Raw genomic sequence first — 19,355 nt, 5'->3', positions numbered from 1 at the left:
GACCGTTCGGCGGGGATTCCCGGGGGCGGCGCGGTAGGGCCGCGCCGCCCCCGGGCTACAATGTGCTAGCCCGGATAAGGCGCCGCGATCCGGGACAGGGATGAGGCTTAAAAATCCATCTTCACCGTAAACTGTACTTCCCGCGGATCGCCGATCTGGTTGCCGAGGTTATTGGTGCCGATGGAGGAGGTGTAATAGGTCTTATCGAACAGGTTCTTCACGTTAACCTGCAGGGTCACCGGATATTGCAGCTTCATCTTATAGGCCGCAAACACATCCGCCACCGCATAGCCCTGCAGATAATAATCCGCGCCGTTGGTGCCGGAACGTTTGCTCACCGCGCGACCGCCGCCCCCCACCGTCAGCGTATTGCTGTCGTAGACATTGTGAATGTCGTAGCTCAGGAACAGCGAACCGGTGTGTTTCGGCACGTTCGGCAGCGGTTTGCCTTTGTAATCCGGATCGTCGGTGACCTTCGCATCGGTATAGCCGTAGCTGGCGATAACGCTCAGGTTATCGGTCAGCGACCCGGACACGTCCACTTCGACGCCGCGGGAGCGCACTTTACCGGCGGTTTTTGCCACCGTCTCATCGCCCACGGATTCCGTGTAGAGGACGTTGCGCTTATCAATATCAAACAGCGCGATATTGGCGGTGACGCCATTGAACAGATCGAACTTCGCGCCCAGCTCGTAAGACGTCGACTCTTCCGGCGGCAGATTGCCAATATAGCTGGCGATAGAGGACTGCGGCATAAACGACTGCGCCACGTTACCGAACAGCGAGACGGACGGCGTCAGCTTATACACCAGGCCCGCTTTCGGCGTCCATTTCTGGTCGCTGCTGTCGGTATTGACGTTAAACGGGCGGCCCTTGCCGGCGTACTGGGTGTAATACTGATAGCGCACCCCGGCGACGGCAATCCACTTATCGGTAAGATAGAGCGCGTCCTGGAGGTAGCCCGCGTAGCTCTCCTGCTGAATACGCTGGTCGCTGTCGGATGCCGAAACGCTGGAGCATTTGCCAACAGTGCCGTAGACCGGATTATAGATATTGAAACCCTTGACGTTCTTACAGCGGATCATATCGGTGCGCAGCAGATCGTAATTCTCGTAGGCCAGGCCGGTGAGGATCTCGTTGTAGAAACCGCCAATGACCACGTTGCCCTGTAAATCCGCCCGCATAGTGTGCATTTTCTGGGTGGAACCGTGGGTGGCATCGACGCGGCGGGTCAGGTTGCCGGTCGCCGAGTCGTAGGCCATTACCCTGGCCTGATCGTCGTTGTAATGATCCTGGCTGTAGCTGTAGTCGAAGCGGGCGGTCCAGGCGTCGCTGAGACGGTATTCGGCATTCAGCTGCGCGAGATCGGAATAACCGTCGGTAATATTAAACGGTTCATCAAAACGCGTTTTGCGATCGACGTTCACCGCATGGCCGGTGTTCAGATCGAAGATGGTGCCGCGATCGAATGGGGTACTGTAGTCACGGTGCGAATATGAGACGTTCACCGTCGCCCGCTCGCCGAACCAGGTCAGGGAGGGGTTAATAAAGCTGCTCTTCTCTTTGCCGAAATTACGCCAGTAATCTTCATGCTGATATTCGCCAATTACCCGATACGCCAGCTGAGTCCCGTCGATGGGGCCGGTGACGTCAAACTGGCCGGTACCGCCGCCAAAGCTGGTGGAGGTGGCGGAGACGGAGCCGCCGAAGCTGCGCTCCGGGCGTTTGGTCACCACGTTGATTAATCCGCCGGGGTCGAGAATACCGTACAGCGTTGAGGCCGGGCCTTTGAGCACTTCGACGCGTTCGGTGGCGGCGGTGAAGCTGCGCGGCAGCACGGTGCGCAGGCCGTTGGTCATGATTGAACCATCGCGGTTAGCGCCGAAGCCGCGGCGGGTGAAGGCGTCCTGGGTCCCGCCGAGGGTATTGGTTTGTACCACGTTGGCGACGTTATACAGCGCTTCGTCGAGGTTCGTCGCATGCTGATCCTCGAGCACCTGCTCGCTGACGGTATTGACCACCTGCGGAATATCCAGCATCGGCATGGTAGTCAGCGTGGCGGTCGAGGTATTGACCGGCTGATATCCCTGGGTAGCGCGTTGCCGAGTGCCGTCGGCCACGACCGTTATGGTCTCGTCAGCGGTTTTCTTTGTTTTATCGGCGCTATTAACCGCTGCCAATAATCCCGGTGAGGTGAAAAAAATCAGTGAAAAAAGCGCACGCCCTTTTAATGCCGAATAAGGGACATTGAGTGGAATCATTTTTGTGTCTCGTGAACGAACCTCGCCTTTGCGGAGAGGTAAAGCCAATAAAATCATTGCCCTGAAAAATAAACCTGGCTGTTTTTTACGCCGCAACGCGCGCCAGATATGTAATTGAGAATCATTCAATCATGAAGGCATGTAGTAGTAAACGTTATGTAAGATAAAAAACTGACGAAACAAATAATCAATCGATTAGCGAGGAATGGGCTGGGTGAAAAAGTAATATCTTATTGTTTTGATTGATTATTAAAGTCGTTTTATGTTGTGCAGGTTTTGGTAGTAAACCCGCGCGGCCGGCGCCGTCATAGGGTATTGACTACTACATTCATCCACCGCATGATCAAAAGAGAATGAGATTTATTTTTGTTTGAGTGCGGAACGAGCGGGCCTGGCGCCACGCCGTTGCGGCGCAGGAGCGAGTTATGCCACAGCGGGTGTTGCCTGCAGAGCAGGGGATCGTCCTTGATTCCCTGTCGGCCGGATATGGCCAGACGCTAATTGTCGACAATATTCATCTGACCATCCCCCACGGGAAAATGACGGTACTGGCCGGCGCCAACGGCTCGGGGAAATCGACGCTGCTGTCGACTATCGCCCGGATGCTCAAGCCGCTGGGGGGCTGCGTACGCCTGGACGGCGAGGTGATTCACCAGATGCCGACCCGGGAGGTTTCCCGTCGGCTGGGCATTCTGCCGCAATCGCCGCTGACCCCGGAAGGGCTGACGGTTTTTGAACTGGTTTCGCGCGGGCGCTACCCCTGGCAGGGGCTGATGCGACAATGGTCCGAGGCCGATGAACGGGCGGTAGAAGAGGCGCTGCGGCTCACCGGTACCGCAGAGTTTGCCCACCTGGCGGTTGATAGCCTCTCCGGCGGCCAGCGCCAGCGCTGCTGGATCGCGATGGCTCTCGCCCAGCAAACGGCGACGATTCTGCTGGATGAGCCCACCACCTGGCTCGATCTGCGCTATCAGGTCGACATCCTTGAACTGCTGCAAACCTTAACCCGCGATCACGGCCGCACGGTGGTCACCGTCCTGCACGACCTGAACTTCGCGGTGAACTACGCCGACCTGCTGGTGTTTCTTAAAAAAGGCGCGATCGCCGGGGTAATTAATGAACAGGAAATCTGTACGCCGGAGCTGATCAAAACCGTCTTTGACGTGGACGTGCAGATGTCGCTCAACCCGCAGACCGGTAAGCCCTTTTTTATGCCGTTCCGCGCCCGTGAGGAGAAGGCGTTATGAGCGCCTCCGCGCTGCTGCCGCCGCGCCGACAATCCCGCCCCCGGCTGGCGCTGGTACTGCTGAGCCTGCTGCTGCTGGGCGGCTCGCTGGTGCATCTCGGACTCGGCGCGCGCTGGATTGCGCCGCAAACGGTGCTGCAGGCGCTGCTCCATTACGATCCGCGCAATTTTGACCACCGAATTATTGTCGATTTACGCCTGGTACGTCTCGCGGCGGCGCTGCTCACCGGCGCGGCGCTCGGCGTGGCGGGGCTGCTGCTGCAAACCGTGATCCGCAACCCGCTGGGCGAGCCGCATATTCTCGGCCTTAACGCCGGCGCTTCGCTGGCGGTAGTGGCGACATCGGCGCTGGGAATCAGCCTCGGCGGCGTGGCGTTAGCCAGACCGCTCACCGCCGCCTGCGGCGCGGCGCTGCTGTTTGGCGGCGTGATGCTGCTGTCGTCGTCCGGGCGGGGCGGCGTCACGCCGCTGCGCATTACCCTGTGCGGGGTGGCGCTGTCGGCCTTTGCCTCGGCGGTCACCGCGGCGATTCTGATCCTCGATGAACAAACGCTGCTGGCGATGCGCACCTGGCTGGCGGGCGATCTTGCCGGGCTGAACTGGCAAACGCTGCGCGCTGCGCTGCTCCCGGCGCTGGCGGGAGTGACGATCGCGCTGGTCATCGCGCCGCGTCTTAACGTGCTGGCGCTGGGCGATAAGGTCGCGCTGGGGCTGGGGGTAAAGATTGTTCAGACCCGCCTGCTGGGGCTGACCGCCATTGCGCTATTGTGCGGCTCGGCGGTGGCGGTGGCCGGGCCGATCGGCTTTGTCGGGCTGGTGGTCCCCCACGCGGTGCGCCGGCTGATTAGCGAAGATATTCGCCTGGCGCTGCCGCTGGCCGCTCCGGTTGGCGCTCTGGTGCTGCTGCTGGCGGATATCGCCGCTCGTACCCTGGTTGCGCCCCAGGAGCTGGCAACCGGCGCGATGACCGCGCTGGTGGGGGCGCCGGTATTTATTTTTATCGCCGCGAGGTTTTTTAAATGAAAAGCGCCGTCCGTCGCGCCGGCTTTCGGCCGCTGACCTGCGGCCGCTGGCACATTCTGCTGCGCCCTGCGGCGGTAAAAATCGCCGCTGTCGCGCTGCTCGTCATCCTGCTGCTGGCGCTGTTTAGCCTGACCCGCGGCAGCTTCCCGATGCCCTCCGGTACCCTGTTCCGTGCGCTGCTGGGGGCGGATAACGTGGGCGATCAGCAGCGATTTATCCTCTTTGATATCCGCCTGCCGCGGCTGTTTATGGCGCTGCTGTGCGGGGCGATGCTCGGTCTGGCCGGCGCGGCGATGCAGAGCATTACCCGCAACGGTCTGGCGGATCCCGGGCTTATCGGGGTGAAGGAGGGGGCCAGTATTGTCGTTCTGGCGCTGGTGCTGTTCTTCCCGGCGGTGGGCCTGGTCTGGCGGCCGCTGGCGGGAATGCTCGGCGGCGTGCTGGTGGCACTGCTGGTTCTGGCGCTGGCCCGCGACTGTTCGCGCCCGCGCTTTATTCTCATCGGCATCGGCGTGTCGTGGACGCTAGCGGCGGCGGTGGGCATTTTTATGACCACCGCCGACGTGCGCGATGTTCAAACGGCGATGATCTGGCTGGCGGGCAGCCTGCACGCGGCGACCTGGCCGCTGTTGGCCGTCGCCTTCTGCTGGGCGCTGCCCGGGGCGCTGATCCTTTTTTTGACCGCCAGGGCCGCCGATGCGGCGCTGCTCGGCGACTGCACGGCCATTGGTCTCGGCGTACGCCTGCAGCAGCTAACCCTGCTGCGCTTTTTCGCGCCGGTGCTGCTGACCTCCGCCAGCGTTTCCTGCGTCGGAAGCCTCGGCTTCGTTGGCCTGATGGCGCCGCATATGGCGCGGTTTCTGCTGCGCGGCGGCCAGGTGGCGCTGCTCTGCGGCAGCGCGTTGGTTGGCGCGCTGCTGGTGTTAGCCACCGATACAATTGGCCGACTGGCTTTCGCGCCGCTGCAGATCCCTGCAGGGATCGTGATTGCGCTGGTCGGCTGTCCGTTTTTTATCGTTCTGCTCTGGCGTCGCCGTGACGCCCTGTAAATCAAAAAGGATCGCTATGCGTTGGTTCGTTTCTCTGCTGGTGCTGTTGGCGGGCGTCGCCTCGGCCGCCGATACGCAAACCTTCACCGATGATTTGGGTCGTACGGTGACCGTTCCGCTGCACCCGCAGCGCATTGTGTCGCTGCACGATCTGGATATCACCATCCCGCTGATCGAGCTTGGCGTCCCGCCGGTGGCCAGCCACGGGAGGACGCGTCCGGACGGCAGCCACTTTTTACGCGCCAGCGCACAGCTGACCGGCGTTGATTTCGATAACAGCGCGATTCGGTTTATCGGCACGGCGGATATCGATCTCGAAGCGGTGGCCGCCGCGAAACCGGACCTGATTATTACCGAGCCCAGCCGCCACGTTTCGGTGGAGCAGCTGGAGAAGATTGCGCCAACGGTCAGCATCGATCACCTGCAGGGCAGCGCGCCGCGCATCTACCGCAAGCTGGCGCAGCTCACCGGCACCCAGCCGCGGCTCTTAATCCTCGAACGCCGCTATCAGGCGCAGATAGCCCAGCTAAAGGCGATGGTGGATACGCAAAACATCGTAGTCTCGGTGATTCAGGCCAACAACGGCAAGGTTACCGTGCATCACGCCTATCATGCGCTGGGACGCGTGCTGCGCGATGCCGGATTCCGCTTCCCGCCGCTGATTGACAACATCCCCGATGGCCAGCGTATCGACGTCAGCGCCGAGCAGCTGCCGGCGCTGGATGCCGATTTCGTATTTGCCACCTGGCGTTCCGATACCGGCGGCAGGCCGCAGGATGAGCTGCAGGCGATGGAGGGCGTGATGCCCGGCTGGTGCGACTTTATGCGCGCCTGCCGCACCGGGCGCTATATTCTGCTGCCGCGCGAGGAGGTTATCTCTAACTCCTACGCCGCGCTGTCGCTGATGGTCGCCCAGGTACAGTCGCACATTGCCGGTCGTCCTTTGCCCGAGGGGCTGAAATGAAAACGGTGGTCAAAAGAGAGAAGGGGCGGGTTGACCTGTTCGGCGAACGTTTTCGCGCCCGCGCGCATCAGCTGTCGCCGCGTCTGCTGGCGGTGGTGAGCTATATCAACGAAAACCGGGAAGCGGTGCTGGAGCGCACGGCCATGGAAATCGCCGCCGCGACCAATACCTCGGACGCCACGGTGGTGCGCGCCATCCAGGCGCTCGGCTTCGCCGGGCTGCGGGAACTGAAGCAGACCATGGAGCGCTGGTTCGGCCCGTCGGCGACCTCGTCGGAAAAAATGATCTCCACGGTGAGCGCCTTATCCAGCGACGTCAATTCGAGCATCGATTTCGTGCTGGAAGGGCATCAGCGGGCCTGCGAAGTGCTTGCGCGCCCCGACAACCGCGCCGCGGTGGCCCAGGCGGTGGCGCTGCTGACCGACGCGCGCCAGGTGGGGATTTTTGGGATCGGCGCCTCGGGCATTCTGGCGGAGTATACCGCCAGGCTGCTGAGCCGCATCGGCCTGCCTTCGTACGTAATGAACCGCACCGGGTTTAGCCTCGCCGAGCAGCTGATCGGCCTGCAGCGCGGCGACGTGCTGATTATGATGGGGCAGAAGTCGCCGCACCGGGAGGGGATGACGACCCTGCGCGAGGCCCGCCGTCTGGGGATCCCGACGATTTTACTCACCCAGGCGCTGGACTCCCGCTTTAGCCAGGAGGCGCAGGTGGTCATTGAGGTGCCGCGCGGCGGCGATAATGGACGGGTGCCGCTGCACGGGACGGTGCTGGTTTGCCTGGAGATGATCGTGCTGTCGGTCGCCTCCACCGCGCCGCAAAAAACGGTGAAATCGATGAAGCGGATCAATGAATTGCATCGGGCCATCGGGAAATCCGGCGGTAAACGAAGCTAAACGGCAGATAATTTACCGTCGGGAAGGTTTCCGGTTGCATGCCATGCTGACAGTGTGTATTTTTATGCAAAATTAATGCATAAAACGGAGTTGTCATGGTTAAGAAGTGGATGAAAGCATGCTGCCTGGTGGCGGCGATGATCGGCACCGCCCACGCGGCTCAGCAAACTTACGTGGTGGGATCCGGCGGAACCTATCGCCCGTTTGAGTTCGAGAACAGCCAGAAACAGCTGGAAGGTTTTGATATCGATATCATCAAAGCGATCGCCAAAGCGGAAGGCTTTGATATCAAACTGGTCAATACGCCGTGGGAAGGGATCTTCGCCACCCTCAACACCGGCGACCGCGACATTATTATCTCCGGGATCACCATCACCGATAAGCGTAAGCAGATGGTGGATTTCTCCGCCCCTTATTTCCCGGCCGAGCAGTCCATCGTCGTGCCGGCGGATTCAAAGGTCTCCTCCCTTGAGGCGCTGAAAAACGAGAAAGTCGGCGTGGTGAACTCCAGCACTGGCGATATCGTGGTTTCCGACGTGCTGGGCAAGAACAGTACCGCGATCAAGCGTTTTGATAATACTCCGCTGATGCTGCAGGAGCTGTTTGAAGACGGCGTGAGCGCGGCGGTCGGCGACGTCGGCGTGGTGAAATACTACATCAAGCAGCACCCGGAGAAGCAGTTCAAGCTGGTGCCGGATGCCAAATTTGAGCGCCAGTATTTCGGCATCGCGGTGGCGAAAGGCAACAGCGAGCTGCAGGCGAAGATCAACGCCGGTTTACAGAAAATCATCGCTGACGGCACCTACGCCAAAATCTATAAAACCTGGTTCGACGAGAACGTCCCGACGCTGCCAGCGCAATAATTCGCATTTTTATTTTCATCACGGCTATCGACTCTGGCGATAGCCGTATTTTTTAGGGAAGGGCTATGACGGGATTCCGTTGGGAGATCATTGAGGAGTACGGTCCGCTGTTTATGGACGGTGCCCTGATGACCATTAAATGTACCATTATCTGCGTGATCCTCGGCACCCTGTGGGGGCTGACCCTCGGGCTGGGGCGCATGGCGAAAGCCGAGCACGGGGTATGGAAATACGTTCTGCGTTATCTGGTGCAGTTTCCGGTGCGCTTTTACGTCAGCGCGTTTCGCGGTACGCCGCTGTTCGTGCAAATTATGGTGGTGCACTTCGCGCTGGTGCCGCTGTTTATCAACCCCCGCGACGGACTGCTGGTGACCAGCGGCATGTTGAGCGCTGATTTCGCTCGCGAGCTGCGCTCAAACTACGGCGCGTTTCTCTCCTGTATCGTGGCGATTACGCTGAATGCCGGGGCCTACGTGTCGGAGATCTTCCGCGCCGGGATCCAGTCGATCGATAAGGGGCAGATGGAAGCTTCCCGCGCGCTGGGAATGCCGTGGTGGAAAACTATGCGTCAGGTGATCCTGCCGCAGGCGTTTCGCCGCATTCTGCCGCCGCTGGGCAACAACGCTATCGCCATCGTTAAAGATTCCTCGCTGGCGTCGGCCATCGGTCTGGCGGACCTGGCCTACGCCGCGCGCACCGTTTCCGGCGCCTACGCCACCTACTGGGAACCCTACCTGACCATCTCCCTGGTTTACTGGGTTATTACTTTCCTGCTGGCGCAGCTGGTTAACCGTCTGGAAAAGAGGTTTGGCAAAAGTGATTCACATTCGTAATTTACACAAGCGCTTCGGCGACAGCCACGTTCTGCGCGGCATCAGCTGCGACATTAAGCCGCAGGAAGTGGTGTGCATTATCGGCCCCTCCGGTTCCGGGAAAAGCACCTTTCTGCGCTGCATGAACGCGCTGGAAACCGTCAGCGAAGGCGAGGTTGAGGTAAACGGCTTCGCTGCCCACGATCGCGCCACCGATCTGAATAAGATGCGGGAAAGCGTCGGCATGGTCTTTCAGCGCTTTAATCTGTTCCCGCACAAAACGGTGCTGGAAAACCTGATTATGGCCCCGATGAGCCTGCGCGGCATGGCGCGAGCGGAGGCGGTGCGTCTGGCGGAAGAGCTGCTGGCGAAAGTCGGACTGAGCGACAAGCGCGACGCCTGGCCCTCCAGCCTCTCCGGCGGGCAGCAGCAGCGGGTGGCCATCGCGCGCGCGCTGGCGATGAAGCCGTCGATTATGCTGTTTGATGAGCCCACTTCGGCGCTCGATCCTGAGCTGGTGGGCGACGTGCTGGAGGTGATGAAAAACCTCGCCAGTGAAGGGATGACCATGGTAATCGTAACCCACGAGATGGGCTTTGCCCGCGAAGTGGCCGACCGGGTTATCTTTATCGACCAGGGCATTATTCAGGAAGAGGGGAAACCGGCGCAGATCTTTGGCGCGCCGACTAACCCGCGCACCGCCGCGTTTTTGAGTAAAGTGCTGTAATGGCTCCCGGCCCCGGCGCGCGACTGCGCTGCCGGGGAGAAGACCCTGCGCGGGCGATGAGGGCGCTTTCGTTCTGCCGAACCGTGCCTGCCCTTAAGCGTTACTGCGCCGCCTCGCTAATATCATCCATCTCTTCTTCGCGCTCGCGTTCGTCCGCCAGCAGGGCTTTTTCGCTTTTACCCAGGCACTGAATCAGCAGGAACAGCGCGCCGCTGACAAACAGCGTCATCAGCAGACCATCATACCCCGCAACGCTGATCAGCAATCCGCTGACCACCGGCCCGGCGACGCTCCCCGCGGACCAAAAGAATCCCAGCAGGGCGTTGATCATAATCAGCTTCTGCCCGGAGAAGGTCTTCCCGGCGCGGACCAGCGACAGGGTATAGAGCGCCCCCGCCGCGGCGCCGAGAAGCAGACAGCCGACAATCAGCTGGATATGCGACGCCAGCAGGAACGGTAAGGCCAGCAGGGCGAGGCAGAAGACCACCGCGCAGGTCAGATGCACGCGGCGGATACCGAAGCGATCGGCAATCCAGCCCAGCGGCGCCTGGAATACGGCATCGCCGGTTAATACCACCGTGACCAGCAGTACCGCCGTCACTTCACTCAGCCCTTTATCCATACCGTAAAGCGGCAGCAGCGCCAGTATGCTGGCATCAAAAAAGGCGAAGCAGAATACGCCGGAAGCCAGTACCGGCAAAAAGGCGCCGAGGCTGCGCCAGCTGGCGCGTTCCGCCAGCCGTTCACGGCTGCCGGAGGGCAAATGGCGGAGCATCAGCAGACAGGCGAGGGTCACCAGCCCGACGAGCAGCAGAGTCCATGATTGATACGCTTCTCCGGCGGAGATCAGCAGCGGTCCCGCGAGCTGACAGCCGGTAAAGGCGGAGGCATAAATGCCGGTCAGGGTTGCCCGATTTTTACCCGCCGCGCCGCCGGTGATCCAGCTTTCGCCAATGACGATAATCACCCCTGACGCCAGGCCGGTCACCAGCCGCGGCAGCAGGAGATGAACCATATCAAACGACAGGCAGGAGGCGATGGTTGCCGCCGCCAGCGCCACCAGGCTGACGGAGAGCAGAAGCCCCATCTCGAAGCGCCGGCACAGCGCGGGCGAGAGGAAGGAGGAGATCATCATCCCCGCTGGCGGTAGCGCGGCCAGCAGGCCGACGTAAACGGTATCAATCTGCTGCTGCGCCAGCTCCAGACTGATTAAGGGTACCGTGTATCCGGTGATAAATCCCACTAATGAAGCCGCCATGATCATCGCCAGCGTGGGGGCAAGACGATTCTGCTCTGGGTTGAACATTTTATTTCCGGTTAAGGAGGTCTGTAGAGTGAATTATTCGGCAAAACGCCAGTATAGCTGCATAATAATTAATCGCACGCCTTATGTCACCGTTGATATGACTACAAAAAAACGCAGTGCAGGCGGGATGGCGCGCAAAGGCGCGTTGGCGCAGGGTTTGGCGGCAGTTGTCAGCGAGCGGGCGAAAGGATATAACCAATAGGCTAGCGGGTTACCTGTAGCCCCAACGTATTGCATAAAACACTCGTTCAGCGCTGAAGCTGTGCAGGAAAGGAGTAAGACATGGCTGTATCCCCTTCACTGATCGCCGAGGCCATTCGCTGGCGACGTGATTTTCATGCTTGCCCTGAGCTGGGGTATCAGGAACAGGAAACCTCCCGCCGGGTCGCTGAACTGCTCGCTTCATTTGGCCTTCAGGTGCATAGCGGTCTGGCGGGCACCGGCGTGGTCGCGACGCTGGAGAACGGCCCGGGTCCGGTAATTGGCCTGCGGGCCGATATGGATGCGCTACCGATCGCCGAGCAGAGCGACGTCGACTATAAATCGCGTAATCCGGGCGTGATGCACGCCTGCGGCCACGACGGCCATAGCGCGATGCTGCTGGCGGCAGCGGCGCATCTGGCGCAAACCCGCCGCTTTCGCGGTACCGTTCACTTTGTTTTCCAGCCCGCTGAGGAGAACCTGGGCGGCGCGCGTAAGATGGTGGAAGAGGGGCTGTTTTCGCGCTTCCCGATGGATGCCATTTACGCGCTGCACAACTGGCCGGGTATGCCGCTGGGCCAGGTGGCGATCGGCAGCGGAGCGATGATGGCCTCTCTCGATGCGTTTGAAATCACCCTGACCGGCAAGAGCTGTCATGCGGCGATGCCGGAGCGCGGGGCGGACCCGATTGTCGCCGCGGCGCAGCTGATTATGGCGCTGCAAACCATTCCGTCGCGCCGCCTGTCGCCGCAGGAATCCACGGTGGTAAGCATTACCCAGATTTCCGGCGGGGAGGCGATCAACGTGCTGCCGGATAAAGTGGTGCTGCGCGGAACCTCTCGCTGTCTGAATAACCAGGTGCGTGAGCGGGTCAGGGGGCTGATTGAAAGCTATGTCGCCGCCCAGCCGCAGGTATCAGACGTGGAAGGCAAAATCGCCTGGTATCCCGGTTATCCCGTCACCACCAACCACCCGGCTGAAGCGCAAAAGGTTCGCGAGGTGGCGACCGCGCTGCTGGGGGAATCGGCGGTGAGCTGGAACGGCAATCCCTCTATGGCCTCGGAAGATTTTGCCTGCATGCTGGAGGCCTGCCCGGGCGCCTATTTCTGGATTGGTACCGATGGCGAGACGGCGTCAAAGCCGCTGCATAACGCCGGATATGATTTTAACGATGCGCTGATCCCGCACGGCGTGGCGCTGTGGACGGCGCTGGTGGAGAAACTGTTGGCGTAAGAGACCGATCCCGGAGGCGATGCTGCGCATCTGTCCGGGCTACCGGCCCGCAGACGGCACTGAACCTGTAGACCGGGCAAGGCGCGTTGCGCGCCGCCCCCGAGAACAGAGCGCAGAGTAGCTGAATTTCCCGGAGGCGATGCTGCGCATCTGTCCGGGCTACCGGCCCGCAGACGGCACTGAACCTGTAGCCCGGGCAAGGCGCGTTGCGCGCCGCCCCCGGGAACAGAGCGCAGAGTAGCTGAATTTCCCGGAGGCGATGCTGCGCATCTGTCCGGGCTACCGATCCGCAGATGGCGGTGAATCTGTAGCCCGGGCAAGGCGCGTTGAGCGCAGCCCCCGGGAGCAAAAGTGGATATGGAGGGAGACGCGCGCATCTCCCTGCGTTGTTTTACACGTTCACCGCCGCTTTCAGGCGCGCTTTCATCTCACTATAGCTTGTCCAGGCATACTGCTCGGCCCAGCGCTGATCCGCGATAGCCTCCACCTTCACCGCGCAGTATTTGGTTTCCGGCGTTTTCGAGATCGGGTCGAGATTATCCTGCGTTAGCTCATTACAGGCGCCGACCCACCATTGATAGGTCATATACACCGCGCCTTCGTTAATGCGATCGCTGATATCGGCGCGGGTAATCACCTTACCGCGCCGCGAGCTGACCCACACCAGCTGCTGGTCGGCGATACCGAGGCGCTGCGCGTCGGCGCGATTGATTTGCACCCGGCCCGGCTCATCGGCAAGCGATTGCAGGGCCGCGCAGTTGCCGGTCATCGAACGACACGAGTAGTGGCCGACTTCGCGCACGGTACAGAGCACCAGCGGATACGCTTCATCCGGCGTCTCGGCAGGCGCGCGCCACGGGGCGGCGAACAGCTGGCCTTTGCCGGTTGGCGTATCGAAGAGGTTATCTTTATACAGCCATGGCGTACCGGGGTGATCCAGCGTCGGGCACGGCCACTGGACGTGGTTCATATCGCCCATTTTCTCGTAGGTGACGCCATAGAACAGCGGACAAAGCTCGCGCATTTCGTCCCAGATCTGCTGGTTGTTATCGTAATGCATCGGGTAGCCCATTTCGCTGGCCAGCAGGCTGATGATTTCCCAGTCGCGCTTAACATTACCGGTGGCGATAATCGCCTGCTCGAAGCGCTGGAAGCCGCGGTCGGCGCAGGTAAAGACGCCGCCGTGTTCGCCCCAGGAGGTGGCGGGCAGCAGCACATCGGCGATTTCGGCGGTTTTGGTCATAAAGATATCCTGCACCACCACAAAATCGAGCGCCTCAATCCCCTTACGCACCAGGCCTAAATCGGCTTCGGTTTGCAGGGGATCTTCACCCATGATGTAGTAGGCTTTAATTTCGCCGGCCAGCGCTTTGTGCGGCACTTCGGTGATCCGGGTGCCGACCTGGTCGTCCATGACAGCCGGGTTAACGCCCCATGCTTTGGCAAACTTATCGCGAACGCTGGCGTCGGTGACGTCCTGGTAGCCGGGGAACATATTCGGCAGGACGCCCATATCGCAGGCACCCTGGACGTTGTTTTGTCCGCGTACCGGCCCCACGCCGACGTTGGCGCGTCCGAGGTTACCGGTTAACAGCGCCAGGCTCGCCAGCCCTCTGACGACGTCCACCGCCTGGCCGAACTGGGTGACTCCCATGCCCCACATAATGGTGGCGGAAGGCGCGGCGGCAAACATGCGCATCGCCTGGCGAATTTCAGCGGCCGGCACGCCGACGATCCCTTCGACGGCTTCAGGGGAATAGTCTTTCACCGTTTCGCGATAGGCGTCCAGCCCCTCGGTAAAGCGGTCGACGTAGTCGTGGTTATACAGATCCTCTTCCAGCAGCACGTGGGCGAAGGCGTTGACCAGCGCCATATTGCGGCCGTTATTGAGCTGCAGATGGCGATCGGCGATGCGGGCGGTTTCGATACGGCGCGGGTCGCAGACGATGATTTTCGCCCCGTTTTCGCGAGCTTTAATCACCCGGCGGGCGACGATAGGGTGGGAGTCGGCGCAGTTATAGCCAAAGACCAGCAGGCATTTCGAGTTTTCGATATCGCTAATCGAGTTGCTCATCGCGCCGTTACCGAGCGCCAGCTGAAGCCCGGCTACCGACGGGCCGTGGCAGACGCGGGCGCAGCAGTCGACGTTGTTGGTGTGGAGCACGCCGCGGGCGAATTTCTGTATCACATAGTTGGTTTCATTCCCGGTACCGCGCGATGAACCGGTCGTCATAATGGCGCGCGGGCCGTGCTTCTCCTTTATTTCACGCAGTTTTTTCGCCGTATAGCGGATAGCTTCCTCCCAGCTGACCGGGGTGAACTTATCGCCTTTCTGATAGCGAATCATCGGCTGCTGCAGACGCGGCGTCAGTAGCTGGGTGTCGTTGAGGAAATCCCAGCCGTAATAGCCTTTCAGGCACAGCTGATTTTGGTTGGTGACGCCATCGGCGGCTTCGGCACGGAGAATTTTATTGTTTTCGACGACCAGCTTAAGTTTGCAACCGGCCCCGCAATAAGGGCAAACGCTCGTGATTTTTTTCATCAGTAACAGACCTGTTAACAGAGAATAAACAACAATGGACAGGCCGGGCCCGGCCCGCCTTTGTCAGGGCGTCATGAGCCAGCGCACCGGCAAATGACGGGAGCGTTATGCATACGCTGTGCCAAAACTTAACTTATTGAATTTGTATAGAATAATTGATCATGCAGGGCGAGGCGGCGGTGATGTCGACACTAATGACGATGACATGACGCCCGTTCGGGCGTCATCGGGGAAAAATCAGGCCAGCTTCTGGCGCAGCTGCGCGAGGGTGTCGGCGGGTAAACCGACTTCTTCGGCGGCGGCGCAAATCGCCTGCCAGCTGCCGGCGTCCAGCGGTATCCCCTGCGCCAGACGCTGCTGGCGGTTAGCCTCTTCCCACTCGCCCGGGGCCAGAATCGGCGCGTCCGGGTCGTGCGGCGACCGTTTACACCAGTCGATAAACGCTTCGGTCTCGCGCTGCATATCCGGCGCATCGAACGCTTCCGGGCTGAGAATAATGGTGGTCATGCAGTTGAAGATAGCGTCCACGCTGCCCTGCAGCGTCTCCTGATGCGAGGTTTTACCGCCGGATACCGCGCCGCCGATAATTTCGCACAGCGTCGCCAGCGCGTAGCCTTTATGTTCGGCAAAGGTCAGCAGCGCCCCCAGCGGCGACGTCTGCATCACCGCCGGGTCGGTAGTGGGGACGCCGTGAGCGTCGATCAGCGACCCCGCCGGTACCGGGACGCCTTTATGCCAGGCGACGCGGGTTTTACCGAAGGCGATGGCGCTGGTGGCGTAATCCAGCAGCAGCGGCGGATGGCCGGCGCGCGGGAACACCACGCACAGCGGGTTAGTACCGAAGCGGCTGTCTTTCCCACGGAACGGGGCGACCATCACGTTGCCAACGACGTTAACGAAATGGATAGAGATCATTCCGTCGGCCGCGCACTGTTCCGCCCAGTAGCCGATGCGGCCAATATGGTGCGCATTGCGCAGCGCCACGGCGGCCATACCGTGCTCTCTGGCTTTCTTAATGCCGATCTGCATGGCTTCATGGGCCACCACCTGGCCGAAGCCGCCGTTGCCGTCCAGCGTGACCACCGCGCCCGCGTCCTTCATCACGCTGGCGTGGCGATTGAGCTGGAGATAACCCTGCGCGTGGGAGCGTACGTAGCTTGGGATCATGCCGACGCCGTGGGAATCGTGCCCGGCCAGGTTAGCGGCAATCAGGTGGTCGGCGATAAGCGATGCTTCGGTGAGGGAGCTTCCCATATGGGTGAAAAGGGTTTTAACAAATTGATGCAGATCCGTGGCCTGGAAGCGATGTCCTGTTTGCACTGATTCTCTCCTGTGATTGGGTTGCGAATTCTTGTTTTAGTGTGTTTGCATTTCCATGCTGCGCTGAGCCACGGAGAAGATCAAGGTTTTGAATCTGTGGCGGTAAAGAGAAGGGCTGAGGGGAAAAGTGCAGCGTTGAGGCCGGGCAGTCTGGTTATGATGTGAGGGATCATTAACGCTGAATGTTCTCTCTGGCGACTTGTCTGGGATGGCTCACCGTAGAAAGACGCTGTCTCTCTCTGTCCACGGGGAGGGCGCAAGGAAGGTTATAGGGCATGATATGAGTGAGAGGCATTATTGTAAGTTGTGTTTTAATATATCCGCTGAATGAAATGCCGCTATTTCTTTTTCGCTCAGCGCGAATCTATACGTTGTCCGGTTTAACCATCGATACCGGATATCTGAAACGTATTATTTGTAAGTTTTATATTAATCCTGTCAGCCATTAATTATAACCATATTAACGCCCGGTACTGGAGTTTTTCATGTCCTTTGAAGAGTAAATAATAATTTATTTCTTACGCCCCTGTTCGCGCGCGTTTCAGCATCCGGAACGACCAGTATTTGCGTTACATATTGATTTGCATCAATCAACGCTGCCTGTTCAGATATGAATTTAATTCACATTCCTCTGTCAGGTATACATCCTGCCTTTATTGTAAGAAAAGAGTTGTTATTACATACCAGCTTTGTTTGTCTCATGCGTTTCATTTTTACATTTTCCTTAAGATGCCTGAGGAAAGTCTCATAATGGACTTTGCAACCGGCAGGTTGATATTTTTTGGCGCTTTGCTCTACTATATCCGGGTCTTCACACACCGTTATCTTTAACACATTATTCCTCACGGGAAGGGACTGCTATGGCTGATACGTTCCAGAATGAGGTGCCCAAGGCACGCATTAATTTAAAGCTGGCTCTGCACACAGGAGGCGCGCAGAAGAAAGTCGAGCTGCCGCTGAAACTCCTCACCATCGGTGATTTCAGTAATGGCAAAGAAGACCGGCCATTATCGGAAAGAGCAAAAATCAACGTCAATAAAAATAACTTCAACAGCGTACTTTCGGAATTCAGCCCGGAAATCAGCCTCACGGTACAGAACACGCTGGCCGGCGATAGCGCCGAAGAAAATATTCAGCTCCGCTTCGCCGATATGAAAGATTTCGAACCGGAGCAGGTGGCCCGCCAGATCCCCCAGCTCCGCGCCATGCTGGCGATGCGGAATTTATTACGCGACCTCAAATCCAACCTCCTTGATAACGCCACTTTCAGAAAAGAGCTTGAGAAAATCCTGAAAGACCCGGCACTGACGCAGGAATTACGCGACGAAATGAGCGCGCTGGCCCCGAAATAAACGGCGTGCGTTATTTAATGGATTAACCGGGAATATGCTGATGTCTGTAAATACTGAAACCGCCCCCGCGCAGGGGCAGACCGCTGTACTGGAAAAAGAGAGCGTTTACGCCTCCCTGTTTGACAAAATCAACCTGACCCCGGCTTCCCGCCTGGGCGATATTAACGACTTTCTGGATGATGCCGCGCTGTCCGACGCCCCGGCGGGCGAACGACTGACGGCGGCGATGCAGGTGTTTATGGACTGCATCCGTCAGTCCGGAAAGACCGTGGAGAAGCTCGACAAGACCCTGATTGACCACCATATCGCTGAACTGGACTATCAAATCAGCCGCCAGCTGGACGCGGTGATGCACCATCCTGAGTTCCAGAAGGTGGAATCCCTGTGGCGCGGCCTGAAGCAGCTGGTGGACAGCACCGACTACCGCCAGAACGTCAAAACCGAAATTCTGGATGTCTCCAAAGACGATCTGCGCCAGGACTTCGAAGACGCGCCGGAGCTGATTCAGAGCGGTCTCTACTGGCACACCTACACCGCCGAGTACGACACCCCGGGCGGCGAGCCGATTGGCTCGGTGATCTCCGCGTATGAGTTCGACGCCAGCCCGCAGGACGTGGCGCTGATGCGCAACATCTCCGGCGTCTCCGCCGCGGCCCATATGCCGTTTATCGGTGCCGTCGGCCCGGCCTTCTTTCTGAAAGAGTCCATGGAAGAGGTTGCCGCCATCAAGGATATCGGCAACTACTTCGACCGCGCCGAGTACATCAAATGGAAATCCTTTCGCGACACCGACGACGCGCGCTATATCGGCCTGGTGATGCCGCGCGTGCTGGGCCGCCTGCCGTATGGTCCGGACACCGTGCCGGTGCGCAGCTTCAACTACGTCGAGCAGGTGAAAGGCCCGGACCATGAGAAATACCTGTGGACCAGCGCCTCGTTCTCTTTCGCGTCCAACATGGTGAAAAGCTTTATTAATAACGGCTGGTGCGTGCAGATCCGTGGCCCGCAGGCGGGCGGAGCGGTGAAAGATCTGCCGATCCACCTCTACGATCTGGGCACAGGCAACCAGGTGAAGATCCCGTCGGAGGTGATGATCCCGGAAACCCGCGAGTTTGAGTTCGCCAGCCTCGGCTTTATCCCGCTGTCGTACTACAAAAACCGCGACTATGCCTGCTTCTTCTCGGCCAACTCCGCCCAGAAGCCGGCGCTGTACGACACCGCCGACGCCACCGCCAACAGCCGCATCAATGCGCGCCTGCCGTATATCTTCCTGCTGTCGCGCATTGCGCACTACCTGAAGCTCGTTCAGCGTGAAAACATCGGCACCACCAAGGATCGCCGCCTGCTGGAGCTGGAGCTCAACACCTGGGTGCGCGGTCTGGTGACGGAGATGACCGACCCGGGCGACGAGCTGCAGGCCTCACACCCGCTGCGCGACGCGAAGGTGGTGGTGGAAGATATCGAGGACAATCCGGGCTTCTTCCGGGTGAAGCTGTACGCGGTGCCGCACTTCCAGGTGGAAGGGATGGACGTGAACCTGTCTCTGGTTTCTCAGATGCC

Annotated in this window: 14 protein-coding genes and 1 pseudogene; 11 read left to right on the top strand and 4 right to left on the bottom strand. The window is 59.6% G+C overall.

The genetic code is table 11. The features are described 5' to 3' along the window. Nucleotides 1-107: 107 nt before the first annotated feature. Entirely contained in the window at nucleotides 108-2,180 is a 2,073-nt protein-coding gene (locus F8562_RS10880) for a TonB-dependent siderophore receptor (RefSeq protein WP_089046452.1), read from the bottom strand. 506 nt (nucleotides 2,181-2,686) lie between these two features. On the opposite strand from F8562_RS10880, the gene F8562_RS10875 reads away from it, so the two are divergent. The 8 genes and pseudogenes from F8562_RS10875 to F8562_RS10840 all read left to right on the top strand — a co-directional run bounded on the left by F8562_RS10875 (nucleotide 2,687) and on the right by F8562_RS10840 (nucleotide 9,841). Then, complete coding sequence (locus F8562_RS10875; protein WP_014229681.1) at nucleotides 2,687-3,508, top strand: ABC transporter ATP-binding protein; 822 nt, start codon at nucleotides 2,687-2,689, stop codon at nucleotides 3,506-3,508. Beyond that, nucleotides 3,505-4,530, top strand: coding sequence for a FecCD family ABC transporter permease (locus tag F8562_RS10870; protein WP_014838725.1), 1,026 nt, complete (start codon nucleotides 3,505-3,507; stop codon nucleotides 4,528-4,530). Before F8562_RS10875 ends, F8562_RS10870 begins: the two co-directional genes overlap by 4 nt. Further along, nucleotides 4,527-5,579 (top strand): FecCD family ABC transporter permease, encoded by a 1,053-nt coding sequence (locus F8562_RS10865; RefSeq protein ID WP_014838724.1) that lies wholly within the window; start codon nucleotides 4,527-4,529, stop codon nucleotides 5,577-5,579. The genes F8562_RS10870 and F8562_RS10865 overlap by 4 nt, the downstream gene beginning before the upstream one ends. Then, nucleotides 5,570-6,543: pseudogene (locus F8562_RS10860) on the top strand (iron-siderophore ABC transporter substrate-binding protein); the annotation flags it as partial. The gene F8562_RS10865 and the pseudogene F8562_RS10860, both read left to right, overlap by 10 nt. Then, nucleotides 6,540-7,439 carry a MurR/RpiR family transcriptional regulator gene (locus tag F8562_RS10855; RefSeq protein ID WP_014838722.1) on the top strand — a complete coding sequence of 300 codons (900 nt, stop codon included), beginning with the start codon at nucleotides 6,540-6,542 and terminating at the stop codon, nucleotides 7,437-7,439. The pseudogene F8562_RS10860 and the gene F8562_RS10855, both read left to right, overlap by 4 nt. A gap of 95 nt (nucleotides 7,440-7,534) precedes the next feature. Then, entirely contained in the window at nucleotides 7,535-8,302 is a 768-nt protein-coding gene (locus F8562_RS10850; RefSeq protein ID WP_004851663.1) for a basic amino acid ABC transporter substrate-binding protein, read from the top strand. 65 nt (nucleotides 8,303-8,367) lie between these two features. Further along, entirely contained in the window at nucleotides 8,368-9,135 is a 768-nt protein-coding gene (locus F8562_RS10845; protein ID WP_014838720.1) for an amino acid ABC transporter permease, read from the top strand. Next, the gene (locus F8562_RS10840; protein ID WP_014838719.1) at nucleotides 9,119-9,841 is read left to right on the top strand and encodes an amino acid ABC transporter ATP-binding protein; all 723 of its coding nucleotides are present in this window, start codon (nucleotides 9,119-9,121) and stop codon (nucleotides 9,839-9,841) included. Before F8562_RS10845 ends, F8562_RS10840 begins: the two co-directional genes overlap by 17 nt. Before the next feature lie 100 nt (nucleotides 9,842-9,941). On the opposite strand, the gene F8562_RS10835 is transcribed toward F8562_RS10840, so the two are convergent. Further along, nucleotides 9,942-11,147, bottom strand: a complete 1,206-nt coding sequence (locus F8562_RS10835) for an MFS transporter (RefSeq protein ID WP_004139588.1) — start codon at nucleotides 11,145-11,147, stop codon at nucleotides 9,942-9,944. A 282-nt stretch (nucleotides 11,148-11,429) separates the two neighbouring features. Between F8562_RS10835 and F8562_RS10830 the strand changes: the two genes are divergently transcribed. Continuing rightward, nucleotides 11,430-12,581, top strand: coding sequence for a M20 aminoacylase family protein (locus F8562_RS10830; RefSeq protein WP_151891906.1), 1,152 nt, complete (start codon nucleotides 11,430-11,432; stop codon nucleotides 12,579-12,581). A gap of 391 nt (nucleotides 12,582-12,972) precedes the next feature. Here F8562_RS10830 and fdhF read toward each other — a convergent pair whose 3' ends face one another. Next, entirely contained in the window at nucleotides 12,973-15,123 is a 2,151-nt protein-coding gene (fdhF, locus tag F8562_RS10825; RefSeq protein WP_094909326.1) for a formate dehydrogenase subunit alpha, read from the bottom strand. A 237-nt stretch (nucleotides 15,124-15,360) separates the two neighbouring features. Beyond that, entirely contained in the window at nucleotides 15,361-16,443 is a 1,083-nt protein-coding gene (locus F8562_RS10820) for a malate/lactate/ureidoglycolate dehydrogenase (RefSeq protein WP_014229673.1), read from the bottom strand. A gap of 860 nt (nucleotides 16,444-17,303) precedes the next feature. Here F8562_RS10820 and tssB point away from each other — a divergent pair. After that, complete coding sequence (tssB, locus tag F8562_RS10815) at nucleotides 17,304-17,795, top strand: type VI secretion system contractile sheath small subunit (RefSeq protein WP_014229069.1); 492 nt, start codon at nucleotides 17,304-17,306, stop codon at nucleotides 17,793-17,795. 40 nt (nucleotides 17,796-17,835) lie between these two features. After that, nucleotides 17,836-19,355, top strand: a 1,520-nt coding sequence (tssC, locus tag F8562_RS10810; protein WP_151891904.1) for a type VI secretion system contractile sheath large subunit, incomplete at its 3' end; no start/stop codon positions are given.

Origin of the sequence: Klebsiella sp. RCJ4 (genome assembly GCF_009025755.1) — a bacterium.
In the GTDB taxonomy this organism is placed as follows: Bacteria; Pseudomonadota; Gammaproteobacteria; order Enterobacterales; family Enterobacteriaceae; genus Klebsiella; species Klebsiella michiganensis.
This window is presented reverse-complemented; position numbering and strand designations above follow the sequence as displayed.

What these genes read in the sequence shown, in the direction of transcription:
- F8562_RS10850 (WP_004851663.1), top strand. Translation starts at nt 7,535, where the DNA reads ATGGTTAAGAAGTGGATGAAAGCATGCTGCCTGGTGGCGGCGATGATC.
- F8562_RS10875 (WP_014229681.1), top strand. Translation starts at nt 2,687, where the DNA reads ATGCCACAGCGGGTGTTGCCTGCAGAGCAGGGGATCGTCCTTGATTCC.
- F8562_RS10865 (WP_014838724.1), top strand. Translation starts at nt 4,527, where the DNA reads ATGAAAAGCGCCGTCCGTCGCGCCGGCTTTCGGCCGCTGACCTGCGGC.
- F8562_RS10845 (WP_014838720.1), top strand. Translation starts at nt 8,368, where the DNA reads ATGACGGGATTCCGTTGGGAGATCATTGAGGAGTACGGTCCGCTGTTT.
- tssB (WP_014229069.1), top strand. Translation starts at nt 17,304, where the DNA reads ATGGCTGATACGTTCCAGAATGAGGTGCCCAAGGCACGCATTAATTTA.
- fdhF (WP_094909326.1), bottom strand. Translation starts at nt 15,123, where the DNA reads ATGAAAAAAATCACGAGCGTTTGCCCTTATTGCGGGGCCGGTTGCAAA.
- F8562_RS10855 (WP_014838722.1), top strand. Translation starts at nt 6,540, where the DNA reads ATGAAAACGGTGGTCAAAAGAGAGAAGGGGCGGGTTGACCTGTTCGGC.
- F8562_RS10830 (WP_151891906.1), top strand. Translation starts at nt 11,430, where the DNA reads ATGGCTGTATCCCCTTCACTGATCGCCGAGGCCATTCGCTGGCGACGT.
- F8562_RS10835 (WP_004139588.1), bottom strand. Translation starts at nt 11,147, where the DNA reads ATGTTCAACCCAGAGCAGAATCGTCTTGCCCCCACGCTGGCGATGATC.
- F8562_RS10870 (WP_014838725.1), top strand. Translation starts at nt 3,505, where the DNA reads ATGAGCGCCTCCGCGCTGCTGCCGCCGCGCCGACAATCCCGCCCCCGG.